The organism is Gluconobacter oxydans, from assembly GCF_006539685.1.
GTDB classification, from domain to species: Bacteria; Pseudomonadota; Alphaproteobacteria; order Acetobacterales; family Acetobacteraceae; genus Gluconobacter; species Gluconobacter oxydans.
The window spans coordinates 1-17,279 of the sequence record NZ_BJNM01000016.1; the positions used below are offsets into that span (position 1 = coordinate 1).

Here is a 17,279-nt window from a genome sequence, read left to right on the forward strand (position 1 = left end):
AATCTGCAGGAATATTTTTAAAAAATACTTACAAGACATCTTGGTATTCTTTCGTGCGATCATAGTAAATATGGCGCGTTATTTTAAATATAGTGGACGAACACAGAAAGCCCAATGAACGTGCATGGTGCGTTTGTGGCGTTTCATGGAAAGATAAAGTCCTTAATGAAGAAAATTCCCAATCACATAATCTGGAATTTTCTTCACTAAATAAAAAAGTATAATTCATTGTCGGGGATTTGCTCAGCCATTCCGCAACTTGCAGGATGGCTGACGCAGCTTTTCCGAAGACCGGTTTGGTACGGATTCATAGGGCGCTTGACTGGATCAGGACCTGTTCAGGCCTGATGGCGCTCGCGCTCGATCAGGGCCAGTCCTTCGGCGACCGAGACGAATTCCGATCCGCCGTCTACACGCTCCGCCCCGAAACGACGGTCGAAGAGATTGCGGACGGCGGGGACGAAGGATGTGCCACCGGTCAGGAAGACCCGGTCGATATCGTCCGGTCCAAGCCCGGCCTGAACCATGGCGTCTTCGATGGCGTCATCCAGCCGCGCCAGATCAGGCGCGATCCAGCTTTCGAAATTCGCGCGGGTGATGGTCTCTTCGATCTTCAGATCGCGATGAATGAAGCGCAGGACAGTGCTGTCCTGACGCGACAGGTCGCTTTTGGCCTGTCCGACCGCGCGATAGAGGTTCTGGCCTTCCTGATCCTCGATCAGTCGCAGCAGGCTGCGCAGCTTTTCCGGCTCGGAGGATGTTTTGGCCACGTCGGCAATGTCGCGCAGGGTCTGCGGCGTGCGCATCAGCGACAGGCGGTGCCAGCGGCCGAGGCTTGCGAACCATTCGGCAGGGACGGGCAGGGGCTGACCACCCATGACGCGATAGGTCGCATCCCGCCCCAGAGCCGGGGCAACGGCATGGCTGATGATGCGGTAATCGAACTGGTCGCCGGCGATGCCAACACCCGAATGGCCCAGCGTTGTGACACGCTGGCTTCCATGCGGATCAAAACGCATGACCGAGAAATCGCTGGTACCGCCGCCGAAATCGCCGACCAGAACGGTGGCAGGCTTGTCGAGGCGCTGCATGAAGCGCCAGCCTGCACCCTCGGGTTCGAGGACGATATTGGGCTCGGGAAAGCCTGCTTCCAGAAAGCTCTCGCGCAGACGGGCGACACCGAGCGAATCATCGGCCAGTTCGCCCGCAAAGCGCACGGGACGGCCGATTGTGGCACTCACATCGCCCGGGTTCAGCCCGGCCTTGTCCATGAGCGACGTCAGAAAGCGCGCAATCAGGGCTTCAAGCGTCATGACGCTGCTGAAAACCCGCGTCTCACGGAAAGACCCCTGCGCGAGATAGGTCTTCATGGACATGATGAGGCGGCTCTCGGCCGGATCGTCCAGATAGGCCTCGATGGCATCCAGACCGATCGCGTCCTTCACGACGCGGCGTCGCCCGTCCTGATCCATCCAAAGGCAGAGCAGCGTGCGGCAGGTTTCGCTGGTCGCATGATCCGTGAAGACGAAGCGGGCAGGCTGCGTGTTGCCATTTTCATCGGCGATCACGACCACGCTGTTGGTGGTGCCGAAGTCAATTCCGACGCGGATTTTGGTCTGGTTGTGTCCGGGCGCCGTCATTGGTTCTGCTTTCTTCCGGTTTGGGCAAAGGGCGTGGGTTTAGGGAAGAAGCGGGCAAAGGCCAAGCATAAAAAAGGGGAAGCGCCCTTTCGAACGCTTCCCCTTTCAGACGTGGACCAAGGATCAGGAGACGGCCATCTCGCAGACGGCGTCTTCCGTCACGGCCGGGCGCATCGTGCCCATCTCGGCTTCAGACTGCACCATGGGCGACATGCCGAGCGCGGAGAGGAGCTGCCGGTCACGGTGTTCGGCCGGGTTCGGCGTGGTCAGAAGCTTCTCGCCACAGAAGATCGAGTTCGCACCTGCCAGGAAGCACAGCGCATGGGCTTCGTCCGTCATGTTCTCACGGCCTGCGGCGAGGCGGACATGGCTTTCCGGCATCATGATGCGGGCCGTGGCGATGATGCGGACGAAGGTGATCGGATCGACCGCTTCGGCCTCACCCAGCGGGGTGCCTTCGACGCGGACGAGCAGATTGATGGGTACGCTCTCGGGATGCTTGGGCAGGTTGGCCAGCGTCATGAGCAGGCCGGCGCGGTCGGACAGATCCTCGCCCATGCCCACGATTCCGCCACAGCAGACATTGATGCCCGCGTCGCGCACGTTCGAAAGCGTGTCGAGGCGCTGCTGATAGGTGCGGGTGGAAATGATAGAGCCGTAGAACTCTTCGGACGTGTCGAGGTTGTGGTTGTAGTAGTCCAGCCCCGCCTTCTTGAGACGCTCGGTCTGCTGCGCGTCGAGCATCCCGAGTGTCACGCAGGTTTCCAGCCCGAGGGATTTTACGCCCTCGATCATCTCGCAGACGGTGTCGAGGTCATGATCCTTCGGTGTGCGCCAGGCGGCTCCCATGCAGAATCGGCCCGCACCGGCCTTCTTGGCAGCCCGTGCTTCCTTGATGACGGACTCCACGGCCATCAGGCGCTCGGCCTTGACGCTTTTTTCGTGCAGCGCGCTCTGCGGACAATAGGCGCAGTCTTCCGGGCAGCCACCCGTCTTGATCGAAAGAAGCGTGGAAATCTGCACTTTCGTGGGGTCAAAGTACCGGCGGTGCAGGGTTTGCGCGCGGTACATCAGCTCCGGAAAAGGCAGGCTGATAAGGGCTTCGACTTCGTCGCGGGTCCAGTCGTGGCGGACGTCTGGCTTGGTCGTGGTGGTGGCCGTCACGGATCAATCTCCAAGGGTTGCTGCATCACACCTACCCAAAATTGTCCCATCGTGTCATCTCATCGTCACTCTTGATGAGCCGGAAAACGGACGAGGTCGCAGAATGAAACACTGGCATATCGATCAGATGGACTGGAACTCCTTTGATCCTTCCCGCGTCGATCCCGAGATCATCCCCCTCGTGAAGGCAGCTTCCGTGGTGGAAAAGAACGGTCTCGACTACGCCCAGTATCTCCGTCGCGTCTTCGTGGGCGATCCGGATTTCAGCAAGGCTGCCGAGAACTGGGCTGTCGAGGAAGTGCAGCATGGCGACGCGCTCGGCCGCTGGGCCATGCTGGCTGATCCGTCCTGGGATTATGAAAAGGCGTTCGACCGCTATCGCGCGTCGTACAAGATCGATGCGGATGTGGACGCCTCTATCCGCGGCTCGCGTACGGGTGAGCTGATTGCGCGCTGTATGGTCGAGACCGGCACGTCGTCGTTCTACACGGCGCTGGCCGATGCGACGGACGAGCCGCTGCTCAAGGCTATCTGCAAGCAGATCGCGGCCGATGAATACCGGCATTTCAAGCTGTTCTACGATCACATGAGCCGCTACCTGAAGCGCGAGAAGCTCGGTGTCTGGGCGCGGACGCGCATTGCGCTGGGCCGCGTGACGGAAAGCGAGGACGACGAACTGGCCTCCGCCTACCACACCACCAATGAGCCGCCTGGCATGGCTTACGATCACCAGCGCTGCATCGCGGCCTACATGTCCAAGGCCATGGGGTTCTACAAGCCCAAGCATATCGACCGGGTGACGGCGATGATCTTCAAGACCATCGGTTTCACGCCCCATTCGCGCTGGCAGAAGCTGGCCGCGAATGTTGTCTATCGTCTGATGCAGTGGCGCCGGAAGGTCTTCCAGAAGGCCGTGGAAGCCTGAGTCCGGAAACGAAACATTGGGATACTGAAAAAAGAAGACGAAACAGGGCGGTTGTGCCATGAAAGGCAGCAGTTTTCCCACCCTGCGTCCGGAGATCGAGATGACCGTTTCCGCCCTTTTCTCCCGTCGTGCCGTCTATGGGGCCACCCTGGCGCTCTGTGCCGTCGGGCTGTATCAGTTTCCGGCCGCAAAAGCGGATCCGTATTCGCTTCCAATCGCCTCATCCGGGCCGGTCAAGACCGATATGCTCAGCCCCGCCACCCTGTCCGCCCAGCAGCTTGCCAAGCAGGTCGGCTACGCACAGTTCACGGCGCCTGACTGGCATGTCGGTCCGGTCCGGCACATGGTGATGTTCCGCTACACCAAGGACTCAACGACCGCCCAGCGTGCCGAAGTCTCGGGCCGTTTCCTGCATCTGGTGCAGGACAGCCGCCGTATGGACGGAAAGCAGGTCGTCGCCAGCATCGAAACCGGCTTTCAGAGCAGCGGGGAAGGGGCGGATGCCGGCCTGCAGCAGGCGTTCCTCGTGACGTTCCGTTCGGAAGGCGACCGCAACTACTATGTCGGCAAACCCATTGTAACGGATCCTGCATTCTTTGACCCGGCCCATGAGGCCTTCAAGGAATTTGCAGCCCCGTATCTCGAGAAGGTTGTCGTGTTCGACTACACGGTTGCGGCTGAAGTCACTCCGGGCGGGACGGGCGCAAAGGCGAAGAAAGCCAAGCATAACCGCTGATCGCGCGGTTTACGTTCCGTCCTTTTGACGAAATGATATTTTATACCTCATTATAGGGGCACCACTCTGGAATGAGGTTTAATGTGAAACGATTCCTTACGTCACGACATGCTCTGAAACATGGAGCCAGCCTGTTTGCCCTGGCAGCAGGACTGATGGTCTCTGGCGCGCAGGCTGCAGGATACAACGCGGGCTGGGGCTTTGACGAAGCCGGAATGAACCGTGCCGTTCAGCCGGGCGACAATTTCTTCGAGTATGCCAACGGCACCTATCTCAAGAACCTCAAGATCCCTGGCGACATGAGCAGCTACGGCCCGTTCCGTATCCTCTACGAACTGTCCCTGTCGCGTCAGAAGACCATTCTTGACGAAGCCGCAAAGAAGTCCGTTGACCAGCCGACGGACGACATGGGCAAGATCGGCACCTATTACGCCAGCTTCCTGGACCAGAAGGCCGTGGATCGCCTGGGTGCCAAGCCGCTCGCTGCCGACCTTGAAACCATCCGCAACGTCAATGACGGCAAGGGTCTGGCCGCGGCATTCGGTTCCTCGCTCAAATCCATGGCTTTCACGACATTCCAGATCGGCGTGGAGCAGGACCAGAAGGACCCCGAGCACTACATGCTGATGCTCGATCAGGGCATGAGCATCGGCGTCGGCGGCGGTCTCGGCCTGCCGGATACGAGCTACTACACAAACCCCAAGCTGGCGGACAAGAAGAAGGCCTATCAGGCTTACATCGCCAAGATGCTGACGCTTGAGGGCTGGCCGGACGCCGAGAAGAACGCACAGGCTGTCGTCGATCTCGAGACGGCTCTGGCCAAGGTCGAGGTCCCGCGTGACCAGACCCGTGATCCGATCAAGACCTACAATCCGATGCCGGTTTCCGAGCTTCAGAAGCTTGCGCCGGACTTCGACTGGGCCACGTTCCTGATCAGTGCCGGTCTGCCGGCCGAAGGGCTGGAAAACCGCAAGATCGACGTGCGTGAGCCGGCCGGGATCAAGGCGATGGCGACGGTCCTGAAGGGCGCGGATATCGGAACGCTGCGGGCCTGGCTCGCATTCCATCTCGGAGACAATGCGGCGGCCTATCTGTCCAGCACGTTCTATGATGCGTCGTTCGAGTTCAACAGCCATACGCTCTCGGGTGTCGCGCAGCAGTCCCCGCGCTGGAAGCGTGCCGTACGCGTGACGAACGGTGCTCTGGGCTGGGCTCTGGGTCGCGAATATGTCGCACGTTACTTCCCGCCTTCCGCACAGGCGCAGATCACGTCGCTGGTGCAGGAAGTGAAGGCGTCTTTCCACGAGCGCCTCGAGCACAACAGCTGGATGGACGAGCCGACCCGCAAGGCAGCCCTGAACAAGCTCGATCATTTCGCCATTCAGGTCGGCTATCCGAAGAAGTGGTGGGATTACAGCAAGCTCGAGATCCGCAAGGGCGACGTCTACGGCAATGCCGTGCGTGGCGCGGCGTTCAACTGGCAGCACGACCTGGATAAGCTCGACAAGCCCGTTGACCGTGACGAGTGGGGCATGACGCCGCAGACGGTGAACGCCTACAACGATCCGACAATGAACGAGATCGTGTTCCCGGCTGCGATCCTTCAGCCGCCGTTCTTCGATCCGAAGGGTGATGTCGCCGTCAATTACGGTGCCATCGGCGGCGTGATCGGTCACGAAATGAGCCATGGTTTCGACGACCAGGGCCGTCATTACGACGAGCATGGCCGCCTGAGCGACTGGTGGACCAAGGCCTCCACGGATGCGTTCCAGAAGCTGGCCGACCGTCTGGGTGCGCAGTACGATGCACAGGAAGTCCTGCCGGGCGCGCATGTGAACGGCAAGATGACCATGGGCGAAAACATCGCGGATTCCGGCGGGCTGAACCTCGGTCTGCAGGCCTATCATGACTCGCTGCACGGCAAGCCCGCGCCGGTCGTGCATGGTCTGACCGGTGATCAGCGCGTCTTCCTCGGCTGGGCTCAGGTCTGGCGTGAGAAGGATCGTCCGGATGCGCTGCGTCAGCAGATGCTGTCGAACGAGCACGCCCCGGCCATCACCCGCGTCAACATCCCGGCTCACAACATCGATGCCTGGTATGACGCGTTCGACGTGAAGCCCGGCCAGAAGCTCTATCTGGCACCGGATCAGCGCGTAAAGATCTGGTAAGGTCGTGACAAATCGGAACGTGGGGCCTAATCACGGTCTCACGTTTCACTTTTTCTACCTGACGGACCCATTCTCATGACGCAAATGACGATCGGCCATCTGTACACCTCGTTGCATGCGGGCTGTGCCAGCGCGGTCGCGCGCGTTCTTGAGGCTTACGAGGTCGAGATCGAATATGTCGATCTGGACCCCGATGATATCGAGGACGCTCTCGAAGGGGCGGAAGTCGATCTTCTCGTCTCCGCATGGTTTCCGCGGGACGAAAAGTTTGCCGGTCCGGGGCGTCGGGTTCTGGGCGATCTGTACCAGCCTGTCGTCAGTTTTGCGGCCCTGTCACCGCTGGGTGCCGTCGGGACGCTCACATCCGCGGATGTGGACCGCATCATCGTCAGCGATGACAGCCGTCAGGCGCTGGAAGATGCTCTCAAGCAGCTTCCGGCCCTCTCGGTGCTGCCGATCGAAAGCATCGGGGAAGGGGCGCTGATCGAGCGTCTGGAAAAGGCGCGCGATGCCGGAGAGAAGCCGCTGGTCGTGGCGACGCAGCCTCATGCGGTCTTCCATACGGATCTGCTGACCGTGATCGAGGATCCGGCCCACCTGCTGGGCGGAGAAATGTCGGCCCGGATGATCATGCGTGAAGATGTGGCCCGTCAGGCGGACAGCGATCTGCTCGACGAGCTTTCGGAAATGATGCTTGGCAACAGGGTCATGAGCGCCCTGGACTATGTCATTTCCGTTGAAGGGCAGGATCCGGAAGGGGCCGCCGAAGCCTGGCAGCGCGGCCGTCTGATCGGCCGCTGACAAAAAAGGGGGCGCGGGAAACCGGCCCTCTTTTTTATGATCTCAGCGGAAAACGAGACCACCGTCGATCAGGACGGACTGACCCGTCATGTAATCGGCGTCACTGCTGGACAAATAGGCGACGAAGCCCGCCACATCGTCCGCCGTCTCCACGCGGCCAAGAGCGATTCCTTCAACGTATTTCTTGTAGGTCGCGCCGATTTCCGTACCGGTGATTTCGGCCATGCGCTTGTCGATCGTGACCCACATGTCGGTTCCGACAATGCCGGGGCAGTAGGAATTGACGGTAATGCCCGAGGACGCGAGTTCCTTGGCGGCCGACTGCGTCAGGGCGCGGACGGCGAATTTGGTCGCGGAATAGGCGCCCAGAAGGGGATAGCCTTCATGGCCGGCGATCGAGCAGGCATTGATGATCTTGCCCTTGGTGCCCTTCTCCTTGAAGAGGGTCGCAGCCGCCTGCATGCCCCAGAGCACGCCCTGAACGTTGATGCTGAAGATCTTCTCGATTTCCGCAGGCTCGATGTCCAGGATCGGCTTGACCTGACAGATCCCCGCATTGTTGACCATGATGTCCAGGCCGCCGAGCGTCTTTGCTGCATCGGCCAGCGTGCTGCGGAACTGGTCGCGGTTGCTGATATCGGCCGTCAGGGCCACAGCGCGCCGGCCGAGAGCTTCAACTTCCTTTGCGGTTTCGGCAAGCGTGTCCTGCTTGACGTCGAGCAGGATGACATCCGCGCCATCCTTGGCCAGACGAAGCGCAATGGCCTTGCCGATACCCTGGGCTGCACCCGTGACTGCGGCGATTTTTCCAGAAAGGGACATTGAAAAAAGATCCTTCGATTGTCCGTCATCGGCATGTGACTGCCATGACGGCGGGAACCATCAACCCTTTGCTTTCCGTATTCCACAAAAAATCGCCTGTTCGGCAGGCCTGACACAGGATTGTGTCAAAGGGGACGGGGCCTGTCCTGGGTAAGGATAATTTTCATAAACCTACTCTGGTCATCTGTTTCCGGGCCTGCGAGGATGCGTTAAATAAACGTTACGAAGAGCCTCGGCAGGACTTGATGAACCACACGGACAGCATTAGTGCCGTTTTTGAGACCTTTGGTGGCATCAGCGATGAGGAATGGCTTCAGGTCCTGGTGTCGTCCGTCCATATTCCCGAAATCCAGGGCGTGACGATGCCTTCGTTTCCGCCGGATGATCTTCAGCGGGAAATCCATGGGCATCATGGGGAAATTTCCATCCATGAGGCGCATGTCTTCTTCCGGGAAATCAAGGCGTACTGCGCCTATGCCGGCCGGCCGGTCCGCCCCGAGACGACACTGCTGGATTTTGGCTGTGGCTGGGGACGCATCGCACGGCTGTTCATGAAGGATATCCGGCCGGCCAATCTGTACGGCGCGGAAACCACCGACCGTTTTCTTATGGCGGCGCGGCGGGCCAATCCCGCGCTCAACTTCCTGGGGAGCGGTCTGGTGCCGCCGATGCTCCTGACGCCCGAAAGCTTTGACCTGATCACGTCATGGTCCGTGTTTTCGCATCTGGACGAATTTCTGGCCGGGCACTGGGTGCGGGAGTTCCATCGCCTGCTCAAGCCGGGCGGCATGCTGGTCATGACGACGCAGAGCCGCAGGTTCATCGCTTTCTGTGCCGAGCAGAGACTCAAGCGCGCGTCCGGGATCAGGCTTGAACACCCCTGGCATGAAGTCTGCGCGGACAGCTTCATCGACGAGACCCGTGCCAACGCAGAATTCGAAGCCGGGCGCTTCCTGCATGCGGCGTCCTCGAAACCACCACAGCCCCAGTCGCATTATGGCGAAGCGATCATTCCGCGCAATTACATCATCAAGGCCTGGGGTGGTCTGTTCCGTCTGATCGAATACATGGACAACCCCGTGCGGTTGCCACAGGTCCTGATCGTGATGCAGAAGATCGGATAGTCATCATTTGTCATGAAGCGACGGGACGTGAGGAGAGGGGTTTGAGAAAAGCCAGTATCGGTACGGTCCTGTTTGCAGCTCTTGTGCTCATGTCTTTCTCCGCTGCGCCTGCCCAGACAACGGAGACCGTGACCGTCACCGGGCAGCACGCGATGCGTGTTGGCAGCTACAAGGGCATTCACTGGGTCTATGACCGGTTCGACCGTCTGCCCGAAAGCGCACGGAAGGATCTGTCGCTGCATTTTCTGGGCGACATCCTGCCCGACCATGCCGTGCCGTCCGAGGCGCATGTCGTGCTTCATGCCAAAGGCGGCGATATTCCGCTCTTCGTAGGGCAGGACCGGGACATGCATTTCCCCCGTTCCGATGCGCTTCTGGCCGAAAATCCGCCCGTTCTGCTGACCCTGCCGCCCGACCGGAAAGTCCAGCTTGAACTGGCGATCGAGGTGGCTCCTCTGCCCACGCCCTCTTTCACGAAAGAGCAGGCCGGGGTCTGGATGGGGGAGATCAACGCCGCCATCCGGGATTTCTTTGGCGTGATCCTCGCCTTTCTGGCCCCGGACGCCCATCGCCTGAAGGTCGATGTCGCCCCCGGCGCACGGTTCGAGGCTGTGGAGAACGGGACGGCGCGGCTTCTGGTCGATAATCAGGGAGCCGTGTCCTACACCTTCATTCTCCGGCCGCAGGACTATCAGGACGGCACGGTATTTCGCTCGGACCGGCCGTTTTCCATGATCCGCGTGAAGGTGCCGACGAACGAGTTCTTTACGCTCAAACGGAAAAAATGACGCGGGATTTGACAGATGGCCCGCAAGGACGCATCACGCGGAACCTTAAATTCACTGCCAGCAGGGGGATCCATGTCGGTTCACGCGTTCGTCTTTCCGGGACAGGGGAGCCAGTCCGTCGGGATGGGTCAGGCCCTGAATGAGGCTTTTGCATCCTCCCGCGCCGTTTTTCAGGAAGTGGACGAGGCCCTCGGCGATCATCTGTCACGCCTGATGTTCTCCGGTGACGCAGATGAACTGACGCGGACCGAAAACGCCCAGCCGGCGCTCTTCGCGGTCTCGCTGGCCGCCGTGCGCGCGCTGGAAAGCGAAGGTGGTTTCAAGCTGGCGGACAAGGCCGCTTTGGTGGCCGGTCATTCGCTGGGTGAGTATTCCGCCCTGGCTGCTGCTAGTACGCTGGGTATCGCAGAAGGTGCCCGTCTGCTGCGTCTGCGCGGACAGGCCATGCAGCGCGCGGTTCCGGCCGGTGAGGGCGGTATGGCGGCTCTTCTGGGCGTTGATGCGGCACAGGCCCGTTCGATCTGCGATGAAGCCTCCCAGGGTGAGACGCTTGAGATCGCCAACGACAATGGGGGTGGCCAGATCGTGGTCTCCGGTGTGATGAGCGCCATTGACCGCGCCATCGTCGTCGCCAAGGAGCATGGCATCAAGCGCGCCGTGAAGCTTCCGGTCTCCGCACCGTTCCATTCGTCGCTGATGGCTCCTGCTGCGCGGGAAATGGAAGAGGCGCTGGCGACCGCAACCCTCAATCCTCCGTCCATTCCCGTCATCGCCAACGTCACGGCCGCCAAAGTCACTGACCCTGCCGTGATCCGCGATCTGCTGGTCAAGCAGGTGACGGGCACGGTACGCTGGCGCGAAAGTGTGCAGACGATGGTGGCCATGGGTGTGACGAACATGCACGAGCTTGGCGCAGGCAAGGTCCTGTGCGGTCTGGCGCGTCGCATTGCTCCGGAACTGGCGACCAGCAATGCCGGGACGCCCGCTGAAATCGAAGCCCTGCTCAAGGCCCTGTAAGGACAACCGATCATGTTCTCTCTTTCCGGCAAGACTGCTCTCGTCACGGGTGCCTCCGGCGGCATTGGCGCTGCGATTGCCCGTCAGCTTCATGCGCAGGGTGCGACGGTCGTGCTCAGCGGTACGCGCGAAGCCGCTCTTCAGGAACTGGCTGACAGCCTGGGCGAGCGTGCCCATATCGCCGTCGCCAACCTGTCCGACCCGGCCGAGGCTGATGGCCTCGTCGCCAAGGCTGAAGCCGTTGCGGGTGCGCCGCTGGACATTCTGGTCAACAATGCCGGCCTGACGCGTGATACGCTCGCCATCCGCATGAAGGACAGCGACTGGTCGCAGGTCATGACCGTGGATTTGGAAAGCCCGTTCCGTCTGGCCCGCGCTGCGCTCAAGGGCATGCTGCGTCGCCGTGCGGGGCGCATCATTTCCATCGCCTCCGTGGTAGGAACGACGGGCAATGCCGGTCAGGCCAACTATGCCGCCGCCAAGGCCGGCATAGTGGGCATGAGCAAGTCGCTCGCGCAGGAAGCCGGTCCGCGAGGCGTGACGGTCAACGTTGTGGCCCCCGGTTTCATCGAAACGCCGATGACGGATGTGCTGCCGGAAACCGTGCGCGAGAAGCTGATTGGCTCCATTCCGCTCGGCCGGATGGGGAATACTGGTGACGTGGCGTCCGCAGTAGTATATCTGGCTTCCGATGAGGCGGCATGGGTCACGGGTACGACCCTGCACGTCAATGGTGGCATGGCGATGGTCTGAATGCTTGGCCTTTTTGGTTAAAGCATGCTAATCGCGCGCTGCTTTGCCCGGCCTGCTTAAGGCTGATGTCCGGTTCTTCCGGCGGCAACGCCTCCCCTGCGAAGGGGGCGGTCCTGCGCTGGAGGAACCTCCGGGCTTCCGGACTGGCAGATGGCAGTACGAGTTTTGATGTAACGCACCGGACGGGCAAAAGGGTCCCGGACGGGCAGAAGGAACGAACAGATGAGCGATATTGCTGACAAGGTAAAGAAGATCGTTGTCGAGCACCTCGGTGTGGACGAAAGCAAGGTAACGCCGGACGCGTCGTTCATCGACGACCTGGGCGCTGACAGCCTCGACACGGTCGAGCTGGTCATGGCTTTCGAAGAAGCCTTCTCCGTCGAGATCCCGGAAGATGCAGCCGAGAAGATCGCAACCGTCAAGGATGCCATCGACTACATCGAGAAGCAGAAGGCAGCCTGACGCTGACTGGAGCCGGTTTTCCGGCTCCGGATTCCCGTCTCGTCATACGAGGCGGAAGACCAGCCGGGCCTTTTCCTGAGGCCCGGCTGCAAGACCAGGACATAACGTGAGACAAGAGGCATCGATGAGCGGGACTGCAACTAACGGGCGGCGTGTCGTCGTAACCGGTATCGGTGTTGTCAGCCCACTGGCTGTGGGCGCGGAACTGACATGGAAGCGGCTGATCGAAGGACAGTCCGGCATTGGCCGGATCACGCATTTCGATCCCTCCGAACTTCCTGCCCAGGTCGCCGGACAGGTTCCGGACGGCCCGACGGCGGAAGGCGGTCTCACGTTGTCCGACTGGGTGCCAGTCAAGGACCAGAAGAAGATGGACCGTTTCATCCATCTGGGCCTTGCCGCAGCCATCCAGGCTGTCGAGGATTCGGGCTGGAAGCCTGAGGACGAGGACGGTCGCTGCGCCACGGGCGTGATGATCGGCTCGGGTATCGGCGGTCTCCAGACGATTTATGACGGCTCCCTGACGGTTTCGAGCGGCAAGGCCCGCCGTCTGTCGCCGTTCTTCATTCCCTCGGCCCTGATCAATCTGATTTCCGGTCACCTCTCGATCCGCTACGGGTTCAAGGGACCGAACCATGCTGTCGTGACGGCCTGCGCGACCGGCGTTCATGCCATCGGTGATGCCTCGCGCCTCATCCAGTATGGCGATGCCGACGTGATGGTGGCTGGCGGTGCGGAAGCCGCGATCTGCTCGCTCGGTATTGCCGGCTTCTGCTCGGCCCGTGCGCTCTCCACCGGCTCCAACGATGATCCGACCAAGGCCTCGCGCCCGTGGGACAAGGACCGTGACGGCTTCATCATGGGGGAGGGTGCCGGTGTGGTCGTGCTTGAGGAACTCGAGCATGCCAAGCGTCGTGGTGCGAAGATCTATGGTGAGATCGGCGGCTACGGCATGTCCGGTGATGCGTATCACATCACGGCTCCTGCCGAAGGTCACAACGGTGCATTCCGTGCCATGAAGGCCGCGCTGCGCAACAGCGGCGGCCTGACCACGGCCGACATCGACTATGTCAACGCCCACGGCACCTCCACCATGGCGGATGATCTTGAGCTTGATGCGGTCGAGCGCTTCTTCGGCGATGACGCCAAGCGTCTGGCCATGTCCTCCACGAAGTCGGCCATTGGCCATCTTCTGGGTGCGGCCGGTGCGGTCGAGGCTATCTTCTGCCTTCAGGCCATCCGTGACGGCATCGTTCCGCCCACGCTGAACCTGGACAACCCGGCGCGTGAAAGCGTCATCGACCGCGTGGCGCATGTGGCCCAGGAGCGCAAGATCGACGTTGCCCTGTCCAACAGCTTCGGCTTTGGCGGCACGAATGCGAGCATCATCCTCAAGCGCTTCAAGGACTGAGGAAGGGTTCGTTTTCAATGTCTGAAGGTCAGCCTGACGGCGAGGAACCGCGGAAGCTTGTTCTTCCGCCAAAGGCTGGCCGCAAGCTGGCGCTCTTCGGGGCGCCACTGCTCCTCGTCGCAGGACTGGCCGCAGGTTACGGGCACTACACCGATCCCGGACCGCTGCAGGACGAGAAGACTTTCGTCATTCCGCATGGCAACAATGCCCGTGTGACAAAGGCGCTCCAGGACGACGGGATCCTTTCCTCGACCTGGGCATCCGGTACGTTTTTCCGGATTGCCGCGTTCCTGACGCATCGCGATGGCCAGATCCACGCTGCGGAACTGCAGTTTCCGGCCCGGGTTTCGGTCGCACATACCCTTGAAATCCTGCGTCACGGCAAGCCCGTTTCCCATCAGCTTACGGTACCCGAGGGGCTGACGGCCCTCAGGATTGCGGCCATTCTGAACAAGGCTCCTGCGCTGAGCGGTGAAGTGCCCACGCTTGCCGAGGGCAGTGTCTTTCCGCAGACCGTCTCTTATGTGTGGGGAACGTCACGTCAGGCTCTGGCCGAAAAACTGCAGAAAATGATGGCGGCCAGACTTGCCGCTGCCTGGGACGGCCGTAATGTCGAAGCGCTGGATGGGCTGATTCAGTCTCCACAGGAATTGCTGGTTCTCGCATCGCTGATCGAGCGTGAGACGGTCGTGCCGTCCGAGCGGCCGATGGTGGCGCGCGTGTTCCTGAACCGCCTGAAACTGGGTATGCGGCTTCAGACGGATCCGAGCGTGATCTACGGGCTCAGCAATGGTGCAGGCACGCTGGACGCGCCGCTGACCCATGAAGATCTGCAGACCCCGGGGCCTTACAACACCTATCTTCAGACTGGACTGCCACCCGGTCCCATCTGTTCGCCGGGACCGACCTCACTGGATGCCGCAGCGCATCCGGCTGACGGGAAGATGCTGTATTTTGTGGCGACGGGGACGGGCGGGCATAATTTCGCCGAGACGCTCGCCGATCAGGATAAAAACATCCGCGCCTATCACGCCCACCTGTCGGCGACACCCCAGAACCAGAACTGAAGTCCCGTCCTCCGGAGAGGACGGGCGTAATGGCCTCAGTGCTTCAGCGGGGCGAGGGTCTGGCTCTGTACGCTGGACGCCTGTGCCGAGTACGGGCGACTGGCGTCATAGCTCGCCGGATAGGGATTGTTGCCAACGACGTCCTGCGTGGCAGTCGTACGCGCGGCGGTGGCAGCCTGTGACACGCGGGACGTCGCGGTGGCTGCGCTGCTGGTGGGCAGTTTGGCCACGGACATCAGGGCGCGGCGCAGCGGATCGGCAGACGGGTTGTTGACGCGCATCGTCACAACGATGTCCTCGGGGCCGACGGTCTGGTTGTAATAGGCCCGGTTGGCGCCACTATCGACGGTCAGCTTGGAACCACCCAGCGCTGCACCGGCATACAGGCCCTCGTTCTTCTGGGCGGCGTAGATGTCGGTATTGTGCGCGCCAGCCGTGCTGTCCTCCAGACCCGAGCCGATGCTGGCGAAGGAGGCGGAGGCGGAGGCATCAAACTTGAACTGGCTGTCCAGAATGGCCTGGATGCCGCGCTGGGACATGATGAACAGGATCGTTTCCGTGCTCTGCACGCCAAGCTGAAGCCCCATCGAGGCCGTGCCCAGACGGTAGAATGCCGGGTCGGACCATGATCCGCGGGCGTCACGGCTCAGAAGCACGCAGCGGCCGCCGGAGCCGCCGATCCCGAAGGACATGTTCAGCACGGACGGGCAGACCATGACGGCCTTGGCTTCGGCCAGCAGCTTCTGGGAGCGGGACTGCGCTGTTGTTCCCGTGAAGAGATCCTGAACCGCCAGCGTGGCACGATCGACAATGATCTGCTGCTGGCTGGCCGTGGTCTGGGGAGCATCGGAACAGGCTGACAGGGCGGCGCAGCCCGAAGCGACGAGCATGGTCTTACGCAGGAGACCGGACAGGGTCATGGAGGATACCTTCTGCAGTCATCGTAGGAATATTTCCCCGCACTATGCGTCAAATGCGGCCAAATCACGAGTGCGGGGCGGAAGGGATGTCAGATTTCCACGTCAACGGCGGCTGACAGGGCCTTTGCAATGCCGGGCGCGGCGGCAAGAATGGTTGCCCCACCCGTCAGGCCGCCTGTCTGAAGGAAACGCGACACCGCGGCCCCGGCTTCCGAAAGGATGACCAGTGCGGCTGCCACATCCCAGAGCTGGATGACGATTTCCAGATATCCGTCGGAGCGCCCGCAGGCCACATCGGCCAAGGCCAGCGCGCCCGATCCGCCGGAGCGCGGCATTGCGCCGAGCGCCATGATGGCGGCGATCTTCTCGTTGAAGGTTTCGGTCGTCACGCGCGCGGACCAGCCCATTTCGATCATGGCTTCCTGCGTGTTCGTAATGGGGGATGCCTTGATCGGCTTGCCGTTCAGGAACGCGCCCTTGCCCTTCTGGGCCGTGAAGACTTCGCCAAGCGCCGGAGCATCGATCACGCCGGCAACAGGTTTGTCTCCGTCCAGCAGGCCGAGCGAGACGCACCAGCGGTCACGGCCGCGTGCATAATTGGACGTCCCGTCGATCGGGTCCACGACCCAGCGGAAGCCGCCCTGACGCGTCGCACCATTTTCTTCGCCCTGAAAACCATCCTCGGGGAAAAGCTCCTGGATGCGGCGGCTGACAAAGGCTTCGACGGCGCCATCCGTCTCGGTCAGGTAGTCCTGCCGGCCCTTGAGTGTTCCGGTCGGGCCACCCGGAGCAGGGCGCAGGGAGAGAGCAAGCCGGGCTGCGTCCCGCACAACGGAACGGGCGGCTTCGAGGCGGACGGCAATCGGATCGAAGGTCATGAAACTGTCCTAGTCTGTGCGCCGTGCAGCGCGGAGGGATGCCGTAATGGCGGGGTCTTCAAGGCTCATGAGACGACTTGCGGCCGTTGTCGCAAACAGATGCAGCAGAGTGCGCCGCCGTGCGGGAGCGAGCTTGTGGAGCGTGGGTTCCCGAATGATCGTGCATTCTGCCAGAATACTGTCGCGCAGGGCAGCAGGGACGGCGCTGACGCTGACGACGATCAGGCCCACATCCGGCGGAATAAGGTCCAGCGGAAAGCCGTCATCCACCGCAAAAAACAGCCGGTCGGACCAGTCCCGGTATTCGGGCCATTTCTGATCGGTCTGGAAATCGCGCAGGCCGGACTTGATCTCGATGCAGGTCAGGGAATGATCGGGCAGGAGCGCCATGATGTCCGCGCGGCGTCCCGCGGCGGGAAGGGCGAATTCATTGATGGCGGCCCAGTTTATTGTCCGGCACAATCCGAGGACGGCGCGCCGGATGGCCAGCTGCGTTTCCGGCAGGCCACAGGATGTTGCAGCGGGATTTTCGGCAAGAACCGTACTCATGGTTCCATCCTGCCCCGATCTGCGCTCTACGTCTGCCCCGGCAGGCTTTTTTTG

The 17,279-nt window shown here is 61.3% G+C and carries 17 protein-coding genes; 11 read left to right on the top strand and 6 right to left on the bottom strand.

What is annotated here, in order from left to right; all coding sequences use genetic code 11:
• Positions 1 to 338: 338 nt before the first annotated feature.
• Both GOX01_RS07985 and bioB read right to left on the bottom strand, forming a co-directional pair.
• Entirely contained in the window at positions 339 to 1,640 is a 1,302-nt protein-coding gene (locus GOX01_RS07985; protein ID WP_011253543.1) for an Hsp70 family protein, read from the bottom strand.
• 123 nt (positions 1,641 to 1,763) lie between these two features.
• Entirely contained in the window at positions 1,764 to 2,804 is a 1,041-nt protein-coding gene (gene bioB, locus GOX01_RS07990) for a biotin synthase BioB (protein WP_011253544.1), read from the bottom strand.
• Between the two features lie 103 nt (positions 2,805 to 2,907).
• On the opposite strand from bioB, the gene GOX01_RS07995 reads away from it, so the two are divergent.
• The 4 genes from GOX01_RS07995 (at position 2,908) to GOX01_RS08010 (ending at position 7,434) form a co-directional block, all read left to right on the top strand.
• Positions 2,908 to 3,729, top strand: a complete 822-nt coding sequence (locus tag GOX01_RS07995; RefSeq protein ID WP_011253545.1) for an acyl-ACP desaturase — start codon at positions 2,908 to 2,910, stop codon at positions 3,727 to 3,729.
• A 58-nt stretch (positions 3,730 to 3,787) separates the two neighbouring features.
• Positions 3,788 to 4,465 carry a Dabb family protein gene (locus GOX01_RS08000; protein ID WP_228119221.1) on the top strand — a complete coding sequence of 226 codons (678 nt, stop codon included), beginning with the start codon at positions 3,788 to 3,790 and terminating at the stop codon, positions 4,463 to 4,465.
• A gap of 71 nt (positions 4,466 to 4,536) precedes the next feature.
• The gene (locus tag GOX01_RS08005) at positions 4,537 to 6,633 is read left to right on the top strand and encodes a M13 family metallopeptidase (RefSeq protein WP_011253547.1); all 2,097 of its coding nucleotides are present in this window, start codon (positions 4,537 to 4,539) and stop codon (positions 6,631 to 6,633) included.
• Positions 6,634 to 6,708: 75 nt separating this feature from the next.
• The gene (locus tag GOX01_RS08010) at positions 6,709 to 7,434 is read left to right on the top strand and encodes a glycine betaine ABC transporter substrate-binding protein (protein WP_011253548.1); all 726 of its coding nucleotides are present in this window, start codon (positions 6,709 to 6,711) and stop codon (positions 7,432 to 7,434) included.
• A gap of 42 nt (positions 7,435 to 7,476) precedes the next feature.
• Here GOX01_RS08010 and GOX01_RS08015 read toward each other — a convergent pair whose 3' ends face one another.
• On the bottom strand, positions 7,477 to 8,256 hold the full coding sequence (locus GOX01_RS08015) for an acetoin reductase (protein ID WP_011253549.1): 780 nt from the start codon (positions 8,254 to 8,256) through the stop codon (positions 7,477 to 7,479).
• Positions 8,257 to 8,501: 245 nt separating this feature from the next.
• Between GOX01_RS08015 and GOX01_RS08020 the strand changes: the two genes are divergently transcribed.
• From GOX01_RS08020 to mltG, 7 genes are all read left to right on the top strand, one after another.
• Positions 8,502 to 9,380, top strand: a complete 879-nt coding sequence (locus GOX01_RS08020; protein ID WP_011253550.1) for a class I SAM-dependent methyltransferase — start codon at positions 8,502 to 8,504, stop codon at positions 9,378 to 9,380.
• 41 nt (positions 9,381 to 9,421) lie between these two features.
• Positions 9,422 to 10,168, top strand: a complete 747-nt coding sequence (locus tag GOX01_RS08025) for a hypothetical protein (protein WP_024716793.1) — start codon at positions 9,422 to 9,424, stop codon at positions 10,166 to 10,168.
• Positions 10,169 to 10,240: 72 nt separating this feature from the next.
• Complete coding sequence (gene fabD / locus GOX01_RS08030) at positions 10,241 to 11,185, top strand: ACP S-malonyltransferase (protein WP_062269248.1); 945 nt, start codon at positions 10,241 to 10,243, stop codon at positions 11,183 to 11,185.
• Positions 11,186 to 11,197: 12 nt separating this feature from the next.
• On the top strand, positions 11,198 to 11,938 hold the full coding sequence (fabG, locus tag GOX01_RS08035; RefSeq protein ID WP_011253553.1) for a 3-oxoacyl-[acyl-carrier-protein] reductase: 741 nt from the start codon (positions 11,198 to 11,200) through the stop codon (positions 11,936 to 11,938).
• 222 nt (positions 11,939 to 12,160) lie between these two features.
• Positions 12,161 to 12,400, top strand: a complete 240-nt coding sequence (locus GOX01_RS08040) for an acyl carrier protein (RefSeq protein WP_011253554.1) — start codon at positions 12,161 to 12,163, stop codon at positions 12,398 to 12,400.
• Positions 12,401 to 12,524: 124 nt separating this feature from the next.
• Complete coding sequence (gene fabF / locus GOX01_RS08045; RefSeq protein WP_011253555.1) at positions 12,525 to 13,811, top strand: beta-ketoacyl-ACP synthase II; 1,287 nt, start codon at positions 12,525 to 12,527, stop codon at positions 13,809 to 13,811.
• A gap of 17 nt (positions 13,812 to 13,828) precedes the next feature.
• Complete coding sequence (gene mltG, locus GOX01_RS08050; RefSeq protein WP_062269246.1) at positions 13,829 to 14,878, top strand: endolytic transglycosylase MltG; 1,050 nt, start codon at positions 13,829 to 13,831, stop codon at positions 14,876 to 14,878.
• 35 nt (positions 14,879 to 14,913) lie between these two features.
• Here the strand turns inward: mltG and GOX01_RS08055 are convergent, their stop codons facing one another.
• The 3 genes from GOX01_RS08055 to GOX01_RS08065 form a co-directional block, all read right to left on the bottom strand.
• Positions 14,914 to 15,798, bottom strand: a complete 885-nt coding sequence (locus tag GOX01_RS08055) for a lipid-binding SYLF domain-containing protein (RefSeq protein ID WP_011253557.1) — start codon at positions 15,796 to 15,798, stop codon at positions 14,914 to 14,916.
• An 89-nt stretch (positions 15,799 to 15,887) separates the two neighbouring features.
• The gene (locus GOX01_RS08060; RefSeq protein WP_062269244.1) at positions 15,888 to 16,676 is read right to left on the bottom strand and encodes an inositol monophosphatase family protein; all 789 of its coding nucleotides are present in this window, start codon (positions 16,674 to 16,676) and stop codon (positions 15,888 to 15,890) included.
• A 9-nt stretch (positions 16,677 to 16,685) separates the two neighbouring features.
• On the bottom strand, positions 16,686 to 17,225 hold the full coding sequence (locus tag GOX01_RS08065) for an MmcB family DNA repair protein (protein ID WP_011253559.1): 540 nt from the start codon (positions 17,223 to 17,225) through the stop codon (positions 16,686 to 16,688).
• Positions 17,226 to 17,279 lie beyond the last annotated feature (54 nt).